This is a genomic window from Fischerella major NIES-592, from assembly GCF_001904645.1.
GTDB lineage: Bacteria > Cyanobacteriota > Cyanobacteriia > Cyanobacteriales > Nostocaceae > Fischerella > Fischerella thermalis.
Map to the genome: position 1 here is coordinate 1 of NZ_MRCA01000026.1, position 17,773 is coordinate 17,773.

The following is a 17,773-nucleotide window of genomic DNA, read 5'->3' on the forward strand; positions in this document are numbered from 1 at the left end:
AAGGCTTCTAAATTGAGCAGTTGCAACTTAAACTAATCCCTATTAGGGATTGAAATAGATTGTTGATCTTACTAGGATTTGACTGAATAGGGTTGCAACTTAAACTAATCCCTATTAGGGATTGAAATGAAGTCAGTGGATGATTAATTTCTTTTGCAACTTTTTGTTGCAACTTAAACTAATCCCTATTAGGGATTGAAATTATTTTTGAATAATCTTTTGATAGATGCGGATTCAGTTGCAACTTAAACTAATCCCTATTAGGGATTGAAATTTCTATATATAGATGATTTGAGTGCCTTAATATGCAGTTGTTGCAACTTAAACTAATCCCTATTAGGGATTGAAATATCAATATTAGTTTTAGGACTTGTTGAGCAGTACACGGTTGCAACTTAAACTAATCCCTATTAGGGATTGAAATACCAACAACGAAGTTTTTGATGCTGGACTTTACTACTGTTGCAACTTAAACTAATCCCTATTAGGGATTGAAATGCAAAAGCTACTTGTACAAAAATTCATGTACCTTATATAAAAGTTGCAACTTAAACTAATCCCTATTAGGGATTGAAATGAAAAAGTATGTCCGGGGATCGCGAAACTTGAAAATTTGTTGCAACTTAAACTAATCCCTATTAGGGATTGAAATAGAACTTGGCTTTTGGATGAGATAAAGGATGATGTTGCAACTTAAACTAATCCCTATTAGGGATTGAAATTGAAAATATTTCTCCTAATTTTGGAGAAATTTATGTTGCAACTTAAACTAATCCCTATTAGGGATTGAAATCAATTTGTGGGTAGATGATTTTCAGGCTGCAGGCATAAGGTTGCAACTTAAACTAATCCCTATTAGGGATTGAAATAAGAGATTTGTAAGTGTCACTAATAGCGATCGCTGGTTGCAACTTAAACTAATCCCTATTAGGGATTGAAATTTATAAAATTTAGATTCTAATTCTATTCTATATGTTGCAACTTAAACTAATCCCTATTAGGGATTGAAATTTTGAATGATACAGTAGTACCTTATTTTGAAGAAAAAGTTGCAACTTAAACTAATCCCTATTAGGGATTGAAATTAAGAGTTTTGGGCTTTTAATAGCTCCAGAAGATTTAATAGTTGCAACTTAAACTAATCCCTATTAGGGATTGAAATGTTTGAGGGTACAGTGGATAGCCAGCTACAAGCTAGTTGCAACTTAAACTAATCCCTATTAGGGATTGAAATAAATCATCAAGGGTTGAGCAGTAGATAAGACTAGCGATGGTTGCAACTTAAACTAATCCCTATTAGGGATTGAAATGCCACGCCGACCTGACGAGAACGAGAAGCTATACTCTAGTTGCAACTTAAACTAATCCCTATTAGGGATTGAAATAACCTGGTCTAACCCAAACGGGGCTAGTGCTTGCCGGTTGCAACTTAAACTAATCCCTATTAGGGATTGAAATCGCACCCACGCGCCAGCACATACCAGCGATCGCACGTTGCAACTTAAACTAATCCCTATTAGGGATTGAAATAATAATGGTACTTACGTGCCCCCTATTCCACCTATGGTTGCAACTTAAACTAATCCCTATTAGGGATTGAAATTACAGCATTAGCTGATTATAAAGAATTAAAAGATAGTTGCAACTTAAACTAATCCCTATTAGGGATTGAAATTTTGATTATATATGGTAAATCTGTCAAGCAGGAAAGTTGCAACTTAAACTAATCCCTATTAGGGATTGAAATGAATCACGTAAAGAACCATCAAAAAGCGCCACAATGTTGCAACTTAAACTAATCCCTATTAGGGATTGAAATAGTCTTTAAGAAATCTTTTTAGATTATCACCTTTTGTTGCAACTTAAACTAATCCCTATTAGGGATTGAAATCCAGCCATTCGGAAGGCTGGCATCAATCAAGATACGTTGCAACTTAAACTAATCCCTATTAGGGATTGAAATAAAGCTGCTTGCTCTCTAGGATCAAGGCTATTGAGTTGCAACTTAAACTAATCCCTATTAGGGATTGAAATTTAGGTAGTAAAGATTCTATTTTTCCTGATTCATTGTTGCAACTTAAACTAATCCCTATTAGGGATTGAAATTTTTCAGCCAATTACCTAAATGGATTGCTGCTGCCGTTGCAACTTAAACTAATCCCTATTAGGGATTGAAATAGTATTAAGGGATCATTTTCTAAGTGCTCGTAAAGTTGCAACTTAAACTAATCCCTATTAGGGATTGAAATTTATATTCTCTTAATCAAATTTATAATTATTATTCAGGTTGCAACTTAAACTAATCCCTATTAGGGATTGAAATTCTTAAGGCACTCAAATCTAAGAATATAGATTTGAGAGTTGCAACTTAAACTAATCCCTATTAGGGATTGAAATAGCTGGCATCAATTAGAATAGAAAGAGGATCCGTTGCAACTTAAACTAATCCCTATTAGGGATTGAAATCGCCGCCTATTCACTTGATGAAAATCTCGGAGGATTGTTGCAACTTAAACTAATCCCTATTAGGGATTGAAATATCATATGCGAACTTCAAAAATATGGATACATAATGTTGCAACTTAAACTAATCCCTATTAGGGATTGAAATAAAAATTTCTCCAAAAATTATGTGCTTTCTTTGCAGTTGCAACTTAAACTAATCCCTATTAGGGATTGAAATTTTATCTATCATTTTAATTTTTTCGCATTATCTTTGGTTGCAACTTAAACTAATCCCTATTAGGGATTGAAATTATTAATTTTCAATTGCAATAGGATAATTAAAAGGTTGCAACTTAAACTAATCCCTATTAGGGATTGAAATATTTTGGATTTATTATTTTCGATAATAATATCCAAGGTTGCAACTTAAACTAATCCCTATTAGGGATTGAAATCTTTTATAATCAAACATATTTCATGTACTTTTTCGTTGCAACTTAAACTAATCCCTATTAGGGATTGAAATCAGTATCTTTGCTTATTTTTAAATAAGGATTTAAAGTTGCAACTTAAACTAATCCCTATTAGGGATTGAAATTCAAACTGGTCTTCTGAAACACTAAAGACAGTGCCGTGTTGCAACTTAAACTAATCCCTATTAGGGATTGAAATCAGTTAGCGGACTAGCGCAAAGCCTCACCGATTTGTTGCAACTTAAACTAATCCCTATTAGGGATTGAAATAAGATTTGAAGCATCTATTATGAAAAGTATTTTGGGTGTTGCAACTTAAACTAATCCCTATTAGGGATTGAAATCCAAGCGGGCGATCGCTTCCCGCCGTTCCAGCTTCGTTGCAACTTAAACTAATCCCTATTAGGGATTGAAATTTTATCTACAAATATGGCCCGGATGATTGGCACTTTCGTTGCAACTTAAACTAATCCCTATTAGGGATTGAAATCAAATCGAGCATTATTATAAGATCCTTTCAATAAATGTTGCAACTTAAACTAATCCCTATTAGGGATTGAAATTAGGCCCCTTGGTGGATTCTCAAGAGATAAATTTTAGTTGCAACTTAAACTAATCCCTATTAGGGATTGAAATCAAAGTGGAGCTTTCTACTCGCCATCAGAAATTAGTTGCAACTTAAACTAATCCCTATTAGGGATTGAAATGGATAGTATGTTTAAGGGAAAGGTCAAAATTGTTTTTAGAGTTGCAACTTAAACTAATCCCTATTAGGGATTGAAATCCCAGAAACTTTTTTCAAATCCATCTTCATCAATTGTTGCAACTTAAACTAATCCCTATTAGGGATTGAAATTTTCTTTCAATTCCTGGGATAGGTGGCATAGGAGGAATAGGTTGCAACTTAAACTAATCCCTATTAGGGATTGAAATTTTCCAACATCTGCTGAATTGAAAATAATTCTCGCTAGGTTGCAACTTAAACTAATCCCTATTAGGGATTGAAATAGCTACCATATGAAATCTATAAAATTCATTAGAGGGCAAGTTGCAACTTAAACTAATCCCTATTAGGGATTGAAATCTATGAGGACAAAACCATCAGCTAACTTATCGCTCGTTGCAACTTAAACTAATCCCTATTAGGGATTGAAATTCGCAGCATTTAAATTTGCTAATTGATTTGCAAGAGTTGCAACTTAAACTAATCCCTATTAGGGATTGAAATACACAAAGATTATCTCGATTTATTGTCTGGAAGTTGCAACTTAAACTAATCCCTATTAGGGATTGAAATTCAGAGCAATCCCAATTTTTGGATGCGCCGCGGCTTGGTTGCAACTTAAACTAATCCCTATTAGGGATTGAAATTTAACTGGCAACCTTAAAGTACGCAGGTATTTATCTCCAGTTGCAACTTAAACTAATCCCTATTAGGGATTGAAATAGATCCTGTGCAAGATTCATTCCCTCTTGAAGGGAAGGGTTGCAACTTAAACTAATCCCTATTAGGGATTGAAATGAATAATTTTTCTCAGTGTTGACTATTTTTTGAGAAGTTGCAACTTAAACTAATCCCTATTAGGGATTGAAATGAAAAGTATTGTATCAAAAGAGGTACGTAAGTATTGCGAGTTGCAACTTAAACTAATCCCTATTAGGGATTGAAACCCGTAGTATGCATTTGACAAATTAAAGCTTACTGCTTGAGATTAGAACTTAAAGGCGTTGCAGAGAAAGCGGGATGGTTTTATTTTATCTTTTAATTGACAAAAACTTAATCCTTGGCGCTCTTGGCGTCTTGGTGAGTCCACTTGCCGTCTTGGCGGTCTCCGTCACGATGGCAAGGTGGCGAACCCGGAGGGTGGTTCATTATTCATCCCCATATTCATCCCCATTTTATGCAACGCCCTGGCATTAATCCCTATTTGTTGACGTCTTGTAAACTTACACAACAACCGCCAAGCAAGACGACTATAAAATTTATTAGTCTACTTCAAGTAGACTTGAACTATTAGCTCGCAGTTTACTTGCGGGCTTTCAGGCTTTCAGGCTTGCATATTCAAAAACAAAAAGGTAAGAGAAAAGATTTTTCCCTTACCCAATTCTCATTACCCTTGACACCGAAGCTTTAGTAAGCTCTGCGAGTAAATTGGTAATATAAGAAAATTGCAATAATTGCACCAATCACCGCTACGAACAGACCAGCAAGACTAAAACTAGCAGTGGTAATTGCAAAAGTTCCCGTTTGCAATAAATTAACTAAAGTTCCTCCGATGATTGCACCCACAATTCCTAACAGCATTGTTGCCAGGATGCCACCACCTTGGTAACCAGGATAAATTGCTTTGGCGATCGCGCCAGCCAACAAACCTAATACAATCCAAGCAAGAAGATTCATGATTCGACTCCTTAATAGTTGCGAACAGAATATAGTTGAAGATAGAGTTTTAGAGATAATAAGGTTAGAGGTTTATAGACCCTAGACGTTCGCAAATTTGGACCGCTTTATCGAGGTTTTACCTCTCGTTATTTGCGACAAAATAGAGTTAGCTAGCAACACTCTATAACCGTCTATATCTGTGTCTTATATGCACTGTCGGTAGCTTGAGCATTTTTTTATTGCAGCTGCCGTTAAAGTTTTGGGCGGTTTAACTTTTTGTCAGTGCGGTTTTCTATCATGATTACAGATTAACAGACCTACGAAGCTGACCTAACCATCCATAGTCAGATAGTCTTTATTTCTAGAGTTAGATCCACAAAAACAATGATTATCTACCTTTACACGTAAAAAGCTCATGTTCTGAGCTAATACCTTGAGTTAACACTATACATAAACGCGATCGCTAACTATTTCTTATAGATGACATAGATCAAATTTGAATCTGTCCATGCCTATTGCCCCAATTCAATGATGTGAGTGAATTTATTGTGGTGCAAACATCTACAGATTTGAGTAATTCTTAGCCGAAGTTTAGTAACAAAATCAGCGCTGGTGGATCACTAGTGTGAGATCATGGGAAAAATCAACGGTGGTCAATGTAGTCTCAAGAGAATGGAACACAATCGGAAGTCAACAGTTATAATCACAGGTGCTTCCTCTGGGGTAGGTTTGTATTCTGCGAAAGCGCTTGCCAAAAGAGGTTGGCACGTGGTTATGGCCTGTCGGGATTTGGCGAAGGCGGAAAAAGCTGCTCAAACTGTGGGAATACCACAGGACAGCTACACAATTATGCATATCGACTTGAGCTCTTTAGAAAGTGTGCGACAGTTTGTCAAGGACTTCAGAGCAAGCGGTAAGTCCCTAGAGGCTTTGGTGTGCAACGCCGCAATTTATATGCCTTTGTTAAAGCAACCATTGCGAAGCCCAGAAGGCTATGAGTTGACCGTTGCTACAAATCACCTTGGTCATTTCCTCTTGTGTAACCTCATGTTAGAGGATCTGAAGAATTCACCTGCTGCGGACAAACGGCTGGTGATTTTGGGGACTGTGACACACAACCCGGACGAACTGGGTGGAAAAATTCCGCCTCGGCCAGATTTGGGTGATCTCAAAGGCTTTGAACAAGGATTCAAAGAGCCAATTACAATGATTGATGGCAAGAAATTTGAACCCGTGAAAGCCTACAAAGACAGCAAAGTCTGCAATGTGCTGACGATGCGGGAATTACATCGCCGCTATCACGAGTCAACCGGCATTATCTTTAGTTCTCTGTATCCAGGGTGTGTTGCGGAAACACCTCTATTTCGCAACCATTATCCCTTGTTTCAGAAACTTTTCCCCTTGTTCCAGAAGTACATCACTGGAGGATACGTATCTCAGGAATTGTCCGGTGAACGGGTTGCAGCAGTCGTTGCTGATCCCGAATATGCCCAATCTGGAGTTTACTGGAGTTGGGGAAATCGTCAGAAAAAAGACGGTAAGTCGTTTGTGCAACGAGTCTCTCCCCAAGCGCGCGATGATGCTAAAGGCGAACGTATGTGGGATTTGAGCGCCAAGTTGGTTGGAATTGCGTAAGCTAAACAGGGTGTAACCAATTTGATGGAGCGATCGCTCCATCAAATCTCATAGATTCTTCAGTAAATAAGAAACTCGTATCTCTTTACACACTTAATCCAGCTATTTTCCCTAGAAAAGATTTGCAGAGGTTAAAATGTTGGCTATTCAATCTGCGTGTTTCTAAAATCTAGGGTGTCAAATGGCACAGGAATACTGTTCAGAAATATCACTACCATTACTTTTGAGTGGTAGCGATCGCGATCTTAATTTAGAATCAACTCTCGAAGAGTTACAGTTGTATAACTTCCAAGTTGAAACCAGCTGTACTGGTACAGAGGTAGCCAGAGTATTTGAGAAAAACCCACTGCTACCAGGAGCAATCCTAGTGGAACAGGGAAAATATGCTGGAATGATTTCGCAGCGACGACTGCTGGAATTTTTAATCCGACCTTATGGACAAGAGTTGTTGTTTCACCAACCCCTAGATGTCATTTACAGTTATGCTCGTACTCCAATTTTAATCCTACCTGAGAGTACGCCGATTTTGGCAGCCATGCAACTGGCGCTGAAGCGATCGCCTGAACTTTTAGCCGAACCAGTAGTGGTGCAAACTGTTGATAATACCTACAGACTTTTAGATGTACAGCAATTGAATATTGCTTCTTGGCAAATTCGGGGTATTGAAACTCAAGTACGCTATGAACGTAGCCAAGCCCAAATGATTCAAAATGACAAAATGGCAAGTTTAGGACGCTTGGTAGACGGGATAGCCCATGAAATTTTAGATCCAGTCAGCTTTATATGGGGTAACTTAACTTATGTCTCCAACTACAGCCAAGATTTACTAAAACTGATCGCAGCTTATGAAAGTCATTTACCATCACCTAATAAAGAAATTGATTCTCTCAAAGAAGAAATAGAATTTGACTTTTTAGAACAAGATATATTACAAGCCCTTACTAGTATTCGTGCTGGTGCAGAAAGATTAAAAAAACTAGTCATAAGCTTACAAAATTTTTGTCATATTGATGAGGTTTACCCTAAACCTGCGGATTTACATGCATGTATAGATAATATCTTATTAATCATCAACAGCCAAATCCGGGGAGAAATAGAAATAGTTAAAAATTATGGCAGTCTACCTCCAGTGTATTGTTTTATCGGAGAACTATATCAAGTATTTATGAATCTTTTAAGTCAGTCTGTAGATTGGTTACTTGATGAAGCAGTAAGACATCAGTTAAATCCTATCAAAAAAGCTGATAAACCCCGAATTGAGATTACCACAGAAGTCATATCTCAAGATTCTACTACACCAGGAGCGCCAGATTCACGTTGGGTTGCCATTTCTATTAGAGACAATGGCTCAGGAATGTCTCAGGAATTAAAACAGCAAATTCTAGATTCTTTATCTGTGAAAAAAAGAGCTGATAAAGAAACTAGTCTTGCAGTCAGCTATCGCATTATTACAGCCAGACATGGTGGTAAATTTCATTTGTTTTCAGAAGTTGGTGTTGGTACAAAATTCACAATTTTGTTGCCTTTGTTATAATTGACTAGTTTTGTTATGGAGAATTGCAAAACCCAGGTATCCAACTTATTGAATAAGTCGGGTATCTGGGCTTTCACAAACTATTTATGAATGTTATATTATTTGATTTTTGATAATAAAGAAGGCAGCTATGCTGCTTCTTCAACTAGATTTTTACTGAATTGATGTGCGTTCAAACCACTCCTGATATTTTTGCTGATATTCTTCGTTTTCAACCATAATAGTGACTCTCACCCTTTGACAACCATGGTTTCGCTCTAACGCGATCGCATTTAAAATTAGGCTAGCAATTTTAGGTGAATTAAACTCACCACTTACAGTCAAATTACTATCATATATATCAACATCATGTTTTTCTACTTGGCTCAGTTCAACACCAGAAATCTCTCCTTGATTGAGATCAATTTCTGCAAGTAATTTATTTTCTGGACTTGCTTGTTGAACAATCAATTTTTCATATCGAACGGGAACTTGCACCATTCGAGTTTCAATTTCTTTGCGAACAATAACATCTCCAACTTTTCGTTTACTTCTATTAACAATTAACCGTTCACTTAACAACCGGATAATCTCTTCTTCTGTCTTTTGTTCTAAATTAAGGTCTTGAGCAGTATGACTTATTGGGTCTATATTAGAAGTATCTAAATTATTATGATTCATTGGTGATTGGGAATATTCAGACATATGCTTAATTAGAGGTTTGTCTATGTCTAATATAACGGATTTAGTAGCTAGGTCAATTTTACTAATGAATTTACTAGGTAATAATAAATAACTATAAATCCCTGAAGCTGTTTGATTTGGTAACTCTATAAAACGAGTAACAATTATATTTACTTGGTGACGATAATCTATAATTAAGTCTTTGACTCTACCAATTAGCAAATTTTGCCGATCAACAACTGCAAAGTTCCTAATTTTTCTTCTTAATTTGTCAACTAAATAATTTATATGAACTTTCTTACTAATTACTTGCTTTTTCATTTTTTTATTAAAAATATATCTAAAAATAATTATCTATCATATTTACTTACAGATAGAAGCTATTAAGTGTAGGTAAAATCAATCTGATTCACCTACACTTTTTGAACAACTAGTCATAAGTTATATGTCTACATACACCAATCAAATTATCACAAGCTATAAAATAACTTAGACTAATTGCCTCCGTTTTTAACGTTCTTCAATTGGAAGATTAGAAGTATTTACATCTAATTCTTCGCGACGTACTGTGTCTTGAGTTTCAACAGTATCATGCTCTACTTCTTTTCTGACTCTGACTTCTTCACGTACTACAGCTTCTTTGCGAATCTCAGGAGTTTCTTCGTAAATATCCATATGAGTAACTTCACCTTGACGGAAGGTTGCTTCGCCAGGAGCAACTGGTCTACCTGCGTCGTTGGGAGTAACTCTTTCCACAACTACTCGTTCTTTTTCTACAGGAACTGCAACTCGTGCAGTTTCAGTTTCAACGTGCTTACCAACAGTAACTTCCCCAACTTTCTGGCGTCGTTTATTAGCAATCAAACGCTCTTCATACAGTCTGAGGGTTTGATGATTTTGCTCATTCGTCCCATACAAAGAAGGTTCGCGATCATAGGTGTAGTTATCACGGTCATATACGGGAGTAGCGTCAGGATAATCAGTGGTAGACTGAGGCAGATCTACACCTGCTTGTGAGGATAGAGGAGCAGATGCTTCTAGGGGTGCGGATGCATCTACAGGAACTGAGGGAGTACGATATACACCCCGTACCCTTTCTTCATAGTCGTAATCAATAGTTTGACGCTCGTCGTATTCCGGTAAATTATCTGCTTGTTCTCTGGTTATGCCCATAACATAGACGCGATCGCTAGTATGATCTATCCGAGAACGTCCTACAGGCAATAATACTTTCTTACCAAAAATCCAAAAGCCCATATCCACTACCAAATAGCGGAAATGACCTTCTTCATCGACTAAAACGTCATGAACTGTACCAATCTTTTCATTAGTTCCTTCTGCATAGACACTCATTCCTTTGATGTCATTTCCACCAAATGTATCCCGGTAATTAGCATCAAAATCTGTTAATTTATAAAGAGCCATATTCGTCTCCCTAAGCTGTTTTTATCTTTTCAGTACTAGCCTATTAAGAGAACCAGTTTTATTACTCTTCCTAGCGAATGAATAAGTTTGTTAGGGATGTTATCTATGGATGTATTTTGGTGTGGGGGAGGTGGGGAGATGGGGAGGTGTGAGGAGTATGAGGAGTATGAGGAGTGTAGGAGTGTGAGGAGTGTGTAGACGCGCCTTCTTCGGCTTCCCGCAGGGTGGGTTGTGGGAATAACCACTAACCACTATTGTACAGACGCGATGTTCCTTGCGTCTGTACCCACTAACAAGCAACAATCAACAACCAATAACTTCAGATCGCAATTTCAGTTATCACCCTGCTACCCTGTTGTCAATGAGTACATCTTTCATATACTGGTGAGAAGATAGGAAGATGAAGTTTTGTGAAGCGAGGGTAAGGCATGTATATTGTGCAAATCGCCTCGGAATGTGCTCCTGTAATTAAAGCAGGCGGATTAGGCGACGTAGTTTACGGATTGAGCCGGGAATTAGAAGGTCGTGGGCATTGTGTGGAGATCATATTGCCCAAGTACGATTGTATGCGTTATGACCATATTTGGGGACTTCACGATGCTTATATCAATTTGTGGGTACCCTGGTATGACGCTGCAATTCATTGTTCTGTATACTGCGGTTGGGTACATGGACGAGTGTGTTTCTTTATTGAACCCCACTGTGAGGATAATTTCTTTAACCGTGGCTGCTATTACGGCTGTGATGACGACAACATTCGCTTTGCGTTCTTTTGCAAAGCTGCTTTAGAATTTCTGCTCAAAAGTAACAAACGACCTGATATCATCCATTGCCATGACTGGCAAACAGGCTTGGTTCCAGTCATGCTTTATGAAATTTACAAATATCATGGCATGGAATATCAGCGGGTTTGCTACACCATCCATAACTTTAAGCACCAAGGTATAGGTGGTATTGATATTCTCCGAGGAACAGGTTTGAACCGAGAGTCTTACTACTTCCAGTATGATCACCTACGTGACAATTTTAATCCCTTTGCTTTGAACTTAATGAAGGGGGGTATTGTTTACTCCAATGCTGTCACCACAGTTTCACCTTACCACGCTTGGGAAGCTCGCCATACAGATATTGGCTGTGGTTTAGGTCATACCTTGTATCTGCACCAAGACAAGTTTAGTGGGGTGCTTAACGGTATTGATTATGATTTTTGGAATCCCGAAATTGATCGCTATATCCCCTATAACTACAGCCAAGCTGATTTTGAACAAAAAGCATATAACAAAAAAGCTTTGCGAGAGCGATTAATGCTCAGCCATAGTGACAAACCAATCATTGCTTACATCGGTCGATTGGATCATCAAAAAGGCGTGCATCTTGTTCATCATGGGATTTATCATACACTCAATAAAGGAGCGCAATTTGTTTTACTAGGTTCTGCTACAGAAGCTGGAATTAATGCTCATTTCCAGCACGAAAAACACTTTTTAAACGATAATCCCGATGTGCATTTAGAACTAGGCTTTAACGAAGAATTATCTCACCTAATTTATGCTGGCGCAGACATGATTATTGTCCCCAGCAATTACGAACCCTGTGGTTTAACTCAGATGATCGGCTTAAAGTATGGAACCGTACCTATTGTTCGTGGTGTTGGTGGACTCGTGAATACGGTATTTGACCGGGATTACGATCAAAAATTACCTCCAGAAAAACGTAATGGTTACGTATTTTATGATACCGATTATCATGCTTTAGAGTCAGCAATGGATCGAGCGATCGGACTCTGGTATGAAAAGCCCGAAGAGTTTCGCCAACTCGCCCTTCAGGGTATGGACTATGACTACTCATGGAACCATCCAGGAGCAAAATATGTAGAAATTTACGACTGGATTAGACATAAGTGGTAATGGGTAATGGGTAATAGGTAATGGGAAAAATATTTTTCTCCAATTACCTATTACTTATTACCGATTATTACCGATCACCAACCACATGATAAACTTCTGGATTCACACAATTAGGCAATCTTTCTGCTTTTAACCCACAAATCAAATTTTAGAAATCGAACACTGATGGACACCGATGCACACAGATAGACACAGATGTTTTTGACGTGTGCATTTACGGTGTTTTGTTTATAGTCGCTTTTGCAAAAATATTCCTGTCAGTGTTAGCAACAAAACTTCAGGTAAAATAAACAATCGAGACAATACTTCCTCAATATTATGGGCAACACATTCGGACATCTATTTCGCATCACTACATTTGGTGAGTCCCACGGCGGTGGTGTGGGAGTTGTGATTGATGGTTGTCCTCCTCAACTCGAAATTTCCACTGAGGAAATTCAAATAGAACTTGATCGCAGACGTCCAGGACAAAGTAAGATTACTACGCCTCGCAAAGAAGAAGATAAATGCGAAATTCTCTCTGGGGTATTTGAAGGTAAAACTCTGGGAACACCGATCGCAATTGTAGTGCGTAACAAAGATACTCGTTCCCAAGATTACGATGAAATGGCATTTAAGTATCGCCCTTCCCACGCTGATGCAACTTACGATGCTAAGTATGGAATTCGTAATTGGCAAGGTGGCGGTAGATCATCAGCGCGGGAAACCATAGGGAGAGTTGCAGCAGGGGCGATCGCGAAAAAAATTCTCCGTCAAGTCGCCAATGTGCAAATCATCGGTTATGTCAAGCGCATCAAAGATTTAGAAGCCGTTATCGACCCTGACACCGTTACTTTAGAACAAGTGGAAAGTAACATTGTTCGCTGTCCCGATGCTGAATGTTGCGATCGCATGATTGAATTAATTGAGCAAGTCCGACGGGAAGGCGATTCTATCGGTGGTGTGGTGGAATGCGTAGCGCGGAATATACCCAAAGGTTTGGGCGATCCTGTTTTCGATAAGTTAGAAGCAGATTTAGCCAAAGGAGTCATGTCTCTACCTGCTAGCAAAGGATTTGAAATTGGTTCTGGTTTTGCTGGAACTCTCCTGAGCGGATTTGAACATAACGATGAATTTTATATTGATGAAGCAGGTGAAATTCGCACTCGTACCAACCGTTCCGGTGGTATTCAAGGCGGAATTTCCAACGGTGAAAATATCATTATCCGTGTAGCATTTAAACCAACTGCAACGATTAGAAAAGAACAGAAGACAGTAACTAATGAGGGTGAAGAAACACTTTTAGCAGGGAAAGGACGTCACGACCCTTGTGTGTTACCGCGTGCAGTTCCGATGGTTGAAGCCATGGTAGCGCTGGTTTTGTGTGACCATCTGTTACGACATACTGGTCAATGTCGAGTTATTTAAAAGGGAACAGGGAATAGTTAAGAAAATATTAGGTTGGAATGAGCGCGAGCGTTACCCAACATCATCTAAAACTCGTTAAAACGAGTTTAAAAGCTTGTTCGAGTTAGCTAAAGCTAACTGAAGCTATTAGCCCCAAAATTTAGTTTTTGGGCTAATGATTGGATAGGTGCAAAATGTAAATTAACCTATTCCACAGAAAACAGAAAACTAATGTAGTTTTTTGGAGATGAGTTTTTAAAAACATATTTATTTTTCAAATATTTCTAAGTTAAAAATTCATAATTGTGTAAATATTTGATTTTGATTTTAAATCAAAAAGAATATAAATTGAGTTGTTTGCTAACATGAGATTGGAAGCAAAAAACATATTTGTTTGAGGTAAGAAACATGATTGTTGCTGACCTAAATTTTTGTGAACCAGTAGAATTTACACACAGCATCATTGGTGGTATATCGGCTACTCCTAATAGCAATGCAAATACTAATTTTGATAGTTATGATTTTGAGTTACCAAACAGTAATGTATTTGCTACTGGAGATGTCATCAACACTTCTAACAAAAGTTTAAATAATGACAATGAAAAAATGGAGATGACAATAAGTTTTGCAGAATCAAAGTAATCTGCCGTAGCTTAAGATAAATAAAGATAGCTCATTTACTGATGTCAGCAATGCTTTTAAGAGGCATAAAAAGTAGATTTTTTGTAATTTATGTTCAAATCGTTTAACGTTTTGCAGATTCCCTTGTTTCGGATAAATACAAGGGATTTTTCTTATATAAATGGATATTTAATATCAAGCTCGCATGATTACTTATAATTCCCATTTAACCTCACCCTCTCCTTGCCAAGGAGAGGGTGAGGTTTTTTTATTCTAAGTGATTAACCCAACTTGACATAATAGCTTCAATCAAGAATATTGATTAATATTAAACCTATTAAAAATGGGCAGAATTAGTTCTGCCCATTTGTGGAATTAAGTCATTAGATATTTTGTTGGCGATCACAAATGTCATAGATCGATACAACATTTTACTGATTTTTAGGATTTTTCCTCAGCACCCAAGCACCTAACTACAAATCGAATAGGAGTCCTATTAGTCTCCTGATGATGTTGCTATTGCTGTACTTCCAGAGTATGTTACACCATTCTTAGTACCTTGTGCTACATTAGCTACAACTTTGCTATTTTTAGTTTTCTTCGCTGAAATTTTATGCTTGATTCCGAACTTATCTGTTGTCTCCTTTTCCAAAGAACGCTTTCCTGGATGCTGATCAAACTCAGCTAAATCATCCCAAAAAATATCTGATATATAGCTCATAAATGTAGAGTCTATTAAACCACCCTGGATTTGCAGATGATTATTAATCTCAGTTTCACAAAAACTTAGGTCAGCAATTTTCAATCTACTCATAATTATATCCTCTTTTGCAAGATGAGGTAGTTCGCTGAAAGCTTCAAGAGCTTTCAGCGAAATTAACAAGAGTACTTATTTCGAGTGCAACAAGGTTTGACTTGGAATTAGTAACTAATCAAAAATAGATTAGTTACATTTTTGATAACCTTAGTCGTCATTCTTGTAGAACTTACGATCGCCAGCTACAGCAACAGCAGTTGCAATAGCAACATTACGGAACTTTTTCCTACCATATCCGTCGCAATCGTCGTACTTGTCGCACTTGTCGTAGTCTTTGTACTTGTGACAACCACCACCAATTACTTGATTAGATTCAACAGCTTCGATGTGATTGAGATCAGAAATAATCATGGGTTTCTCCTGGGAATTTATTAATCGTTTTTTGCTGTGATTTCAAGGATGTCTCAAAAGTTATTGACGAATATAATTCGTCAATAGGCTAAGTTCGCCAAGGAAGAATAAAAGAAAATTGCGATTTTCCCAAACTGCCCGTTACAGTACCTGACGCACAAACATCGCCGAGTGTGAATCAAGTTTGACTTCAAGAAGAGACATCCTGTTAGTAACCAATCAAAAATAGATTGGTTACATTTTTATTAATATTTGTAGTAGTCGTCTTTGTAGTCGTCGTAGTCTTTCTTACGATCGCCGGCTACAGCAACTGCAACTGCAACTGCAACTGCAACATTACGATTTTTCTTCCTATGGCCACAACCACCACTAATAACTTGATTAGATTCAACGGTTTCGATGTGATTGAGATCAGAAATAATCATGGTTTTATCCTGGGAATTTATTAATCGTTTTTTGCTGTGATTTCAACGATGTCTGAAAAGTTTTGGACGAATATAATTCGCTATTAGGCTAAGTTCGCGAAGAAAGACTAAAGGAAAATTGCGATTTTCCTTTAGACCCTCATTACAGCACGTGGCTTACAATTGCAAACATCGCTGAGTGTGAATCAAGTTTGACTTCAAGAGATATCGTATTAGTAATCAATCAAAAATAGATTGATTACATTTTTGGTAACCTTACTAGTCGTACTTAAAGAACTTCCGGTCGCCGGCTACAGCAACAGAAGTTGCAACAGCAAGATTACGGATCTTCTTCTTACCGTTGTCGTCGTCATCGTCATTGTTCTTGTCGTACCAGTCGTAGTGGTAACCGCCACCAATCACTTTACTAGATTCAACAGCTTCGATGTGATTTAAATCAAAGATATTCATGGTTTATCCTGGGAATTAATTCATCGTACTTATTGTTTTTGGTGCAACCAAATCTATATTTTTGGTTACATTTTTAATATAGCTTATCTTCAGAAAAAAAGCACTACATTCTGATTGTTTTCCAATAAAAATAATTAATCAAAAAATCTAGTTTTATTTTGTTAGTAACATTTTTTTAATATAAGTAAAAAATAAAAGCTAAATAATAAAAACTGACGAAAAAGTTTATCTTTGTCGTCTAAAAAATTATTAATCACATTGATTTAATCAGTATAGTTAAGCTTGATTCTTTATTGTATTTCTTGCTTGTATATTATATATTTTAATCAAAAATCATGTTTGTAATTTATAGTTTTGGTAAATCATGATTACCCATTTATTACCTGCATAAAGTAATTGATAAACTATTATTTAACTGTTGGTAAATAGCAAGATTAAGCTTGTTTCTGCACTTGATCTTGTGATTGTAAATTATTTATATCTGTGTCTAACTCAATCACAATATCCATGCTAGTGATTTGTTGTTTTAACCAATCAGAAAATAAATCCGAAATGATTTGTTGCCGTAACTCATCATCTAATTGGGGTTGAATGATTTCTTCAACCCAAATTAAATACACTCCCTTGGGAGTGGTAATTGGTTTGAGAATTTGAGGTGGATTTGCTGCAAACACAGCCGCTGCAATTTCTGGACGAAATTCGTGGCGACGTCGAACTCCCTGATATCCAGCAGCGCGACGTAATTCTGGAGTTTGAATATACTGACGAGCGATATCTGAAAAACTGATTTCGTCCTCTTCTATCTCAAAAAATAGTTCTAAAGCCAAGTCTCTATCTTCAAGGATGACTTCATAAGTGGCAGCAGCGAGGTATTCTAGTTGATGTTGGTAAAAAAACTTTTCGACATCAGCCGAAAATAAATGATTGGCTAACTTGTTGGAAAGAACTTGATTGTAAATTAATTCTTCAAACTCATCTAAAGAGAGATGATGTTTTTTGAGCCATTCCCAGGTATCTTTTGCTTTGATGAGTTTCTTCTCTAAGCGCAGTTTGTCTCCTTCTTGTTGTAGTTCTGCTTTCTCGATTTGAATACCAACTTCCTTAGCTACTTCGGCAATGATTTTTTGAGATGCGATCGCCTCCACAACCTCAGGAATTTGGCACGAAAGTTTGATGTCGTGAATCATGTCTGAACAAGTAATAGTCAGATGCTTAAGCATGATGCAGCCCCTCTAAGTAATTTTGTTGTTTGGCAAGA

13 protein-coding genes and 1 CRISPR repeat array are annotated in these 17,773 nt (G+C 37.2%); of the genes, 5 read left to right on the top strand and 8 right to left on the bottom strand.

What is annotated here, in order from left to right:
- Positions 1-19: 19 nt before the first annotated feature.
- Positions 20-4,589: a CRISPR direct-repeat array (repeat unit 37 nt; unit sequence GTTGCAACTTAAACTAATCCCTATTAGGGATTGAAAT).
- Between the two features lie 460 nt (positions 4,590-5,049).
- Positions 5,050-5,319, bottom strand: a complete 270-nt coding sequence (locus NIES592_RS23360) for a GlsB/YeaQ/YmgE family stress response membrane protein (protein ID WP_073557057.1) — start codon at positions 5,317-5,319, stop codon at positions 5,050-5,052.
- A gap of 654 nt (positions 5,320-5,973) precedes the next feature.
- Between NIES592_RS23360 and NIES592_RS23365 the strand changes: the two genes are divergently transcribed.
- Positions 5,974-6,936 carry a protochlorophyllide reductase gene (locus NIES592_RS23365; RefSeq protein ID WP_073557071.1) on the top strand — a complete coding sequence of 321 codons (963 nt, stop codon included), beginning with the start codon at positions 5,974-5,976 and terminating at the stop codon, positions 6,934-6,936.
- Between the two features lie 181 nt (positions 6,937-7,117).
- The gene (locus NIES592_RS23370; protein WP_062247877.1) at positions 7,118-8,470 is read left to right on the top strand and encodes a sensor histidine kinase; all 1,353 of its coding nucleotides are present in this window, start codon (positions 7,118-7,120) and stop codon (positions 8,468-8,470) included.
- A 153-nt stretch (positions 8,471-8,623) separates the two neighbouring features.
- Here NIES592_RS23370 and NIES592_RS23375 read toward each other — a convergent pair whose 3' ends face one another.
- Together NIES592_RS23375 and NIES592_RS23380 are read right to left on the bottom strand one after the other, a co-directional pair.
- Positions 8,624-9,454: a DUF2382 domain-containing protein gene (locus tag NIES592_RS23375; protein ID WP_073557058.1), complete on the bottom strand. Its 831-nt coding sequence runs from the start codon at positions 9,452-9,454 to the stop codon at positions 8,624-8,626.
- 189 nt (positions 9,455-9,643) lie between these two features.
- On the bottom strand, positions 9,644-10,558 hold the full coding sequence (locus tag NIES592_RS23380) for a DUF2382 domain-containing protein (RefSeq protein WP_062247880.1): 915 nt from the start codon (positions 10,556-10,558) through the stop codon (positions 9,644-9,646).
- Positions 10,559-10,986: 428 nt separating this feature from the next.
- On the opposite strand from NIES592_RS23380, the gene glgA reads away from it, so the two are divergent.
- The 3 genes from glgA (at position 10,987) to NIES592_RS23395 (ending at position 14,493) form a co-directional block, all read left to right on the top strand.
- Positions 10,987-12,465 (top strand): glycogen synthase GlgA, encoded by a 1,479-nt coding sequence (gene glgA / locus NIES592_RS23385; RefSeq protein ID WP_062247882.1) that lies wholly within the window; start codon positions 10,987-10,989, stop codon positions 12,463-12,465.
- Positions 12,466-12,783: 318 nt separating this feature from the next.
- The gene (aroC, locus tag NIES592_RS23390) at positions 12,784-13,872 is read left to right on the top strand and encodes a chorismate synthase (RefSeq protein ID WP_062247884.1); all 1,089 of its coding nucleotides are present in this window, start codon (positions 12,784-12,786) and stop codon (positions 13,870-13,872) included.
- A 387-nt stretch (positions 13,873-14,259) separates the two neighbouring features.
- Positions 14,260-14,493 carry a hypothetical protein gene (locus tag NIES592_RS23395; protein WP_062247886.1) on the top strand — a complete coding sequence of 78 codons (234 nt, stop codon included), beginning with the start codon at positions 14,260-14,262 and terminating at the stop codon, positions 14,491-14,493.
- A gap of 475 nt (positions 14,494-14,968) precedes the next feature.
- Here NIES592_RS23395 and NIES592_RS23400 read toward each other — a convergent pair whose 3' ends face one another.
- The 5 genes from NIES592_RS23400 to NIES592_RS23420 form a co-directional block, all read right to left on the bottom strand.
- A complete protein-coding gene (locus NIES592_RS23400) occupies positions 14,969-15,355 on the bottom strand; it encodes a hypothetical protein (protein ID WP_256678208.1) in 387 nt (128 codons plus the stop codon).
- 81 nt (positions 15,356-15,436) lie between these two features.
- Positions 15,437-15,640: a hypothetical protein gene (locus NIES592_RS23405; protein WP_062247889.1), complete on the bottom strand. Its 204-nt coding sequence runs from the start codon at positions 15,638-15,640 to the stop codon at positions 15,437-15,439.
- A gap of 245 nt (positions 15,641-15,885) precedes the next feature.
- Complete coding sequence (locus NIES592_RS23410; protein WP_073557060.1) at positions 15,886-16,065, bottom strand: hypothetical protein; 180 nt, start codon at positions 16,063-16,065, stop codon at positions 15,886-15,888.
- 258 nt (positions 16,066-16,323) lie between these two features.
- Positions 16,324-16,515 carry a hypothetical protein gene (locus tag NIES592_RS23415; RefSeq protein WP_062247892.1) on the bottom strand — a complete coding sequence of 64 codons (192 nt, stop codon included), beginning with the start codon at positions 16,513-16,515 and terminating at the stop codon, positions 16,324-16,326.
- 434 nt (positions 16,516-16,949) lie between these two features.
- Positions 16,950-17,735: a peptidylprolyl isomerase gene (locus NIES592_RS23420; RefSeq protein ID WP_073557061.1), complete on the bottom strand. Its 786-nt coding sequence runs from the start codon at positions 17,733-17,735 to the stop codon at positions 16,950-16,952.
- Between the last annotated feature and the right edge of the window lie 38 nt (positions 17,736-17,773).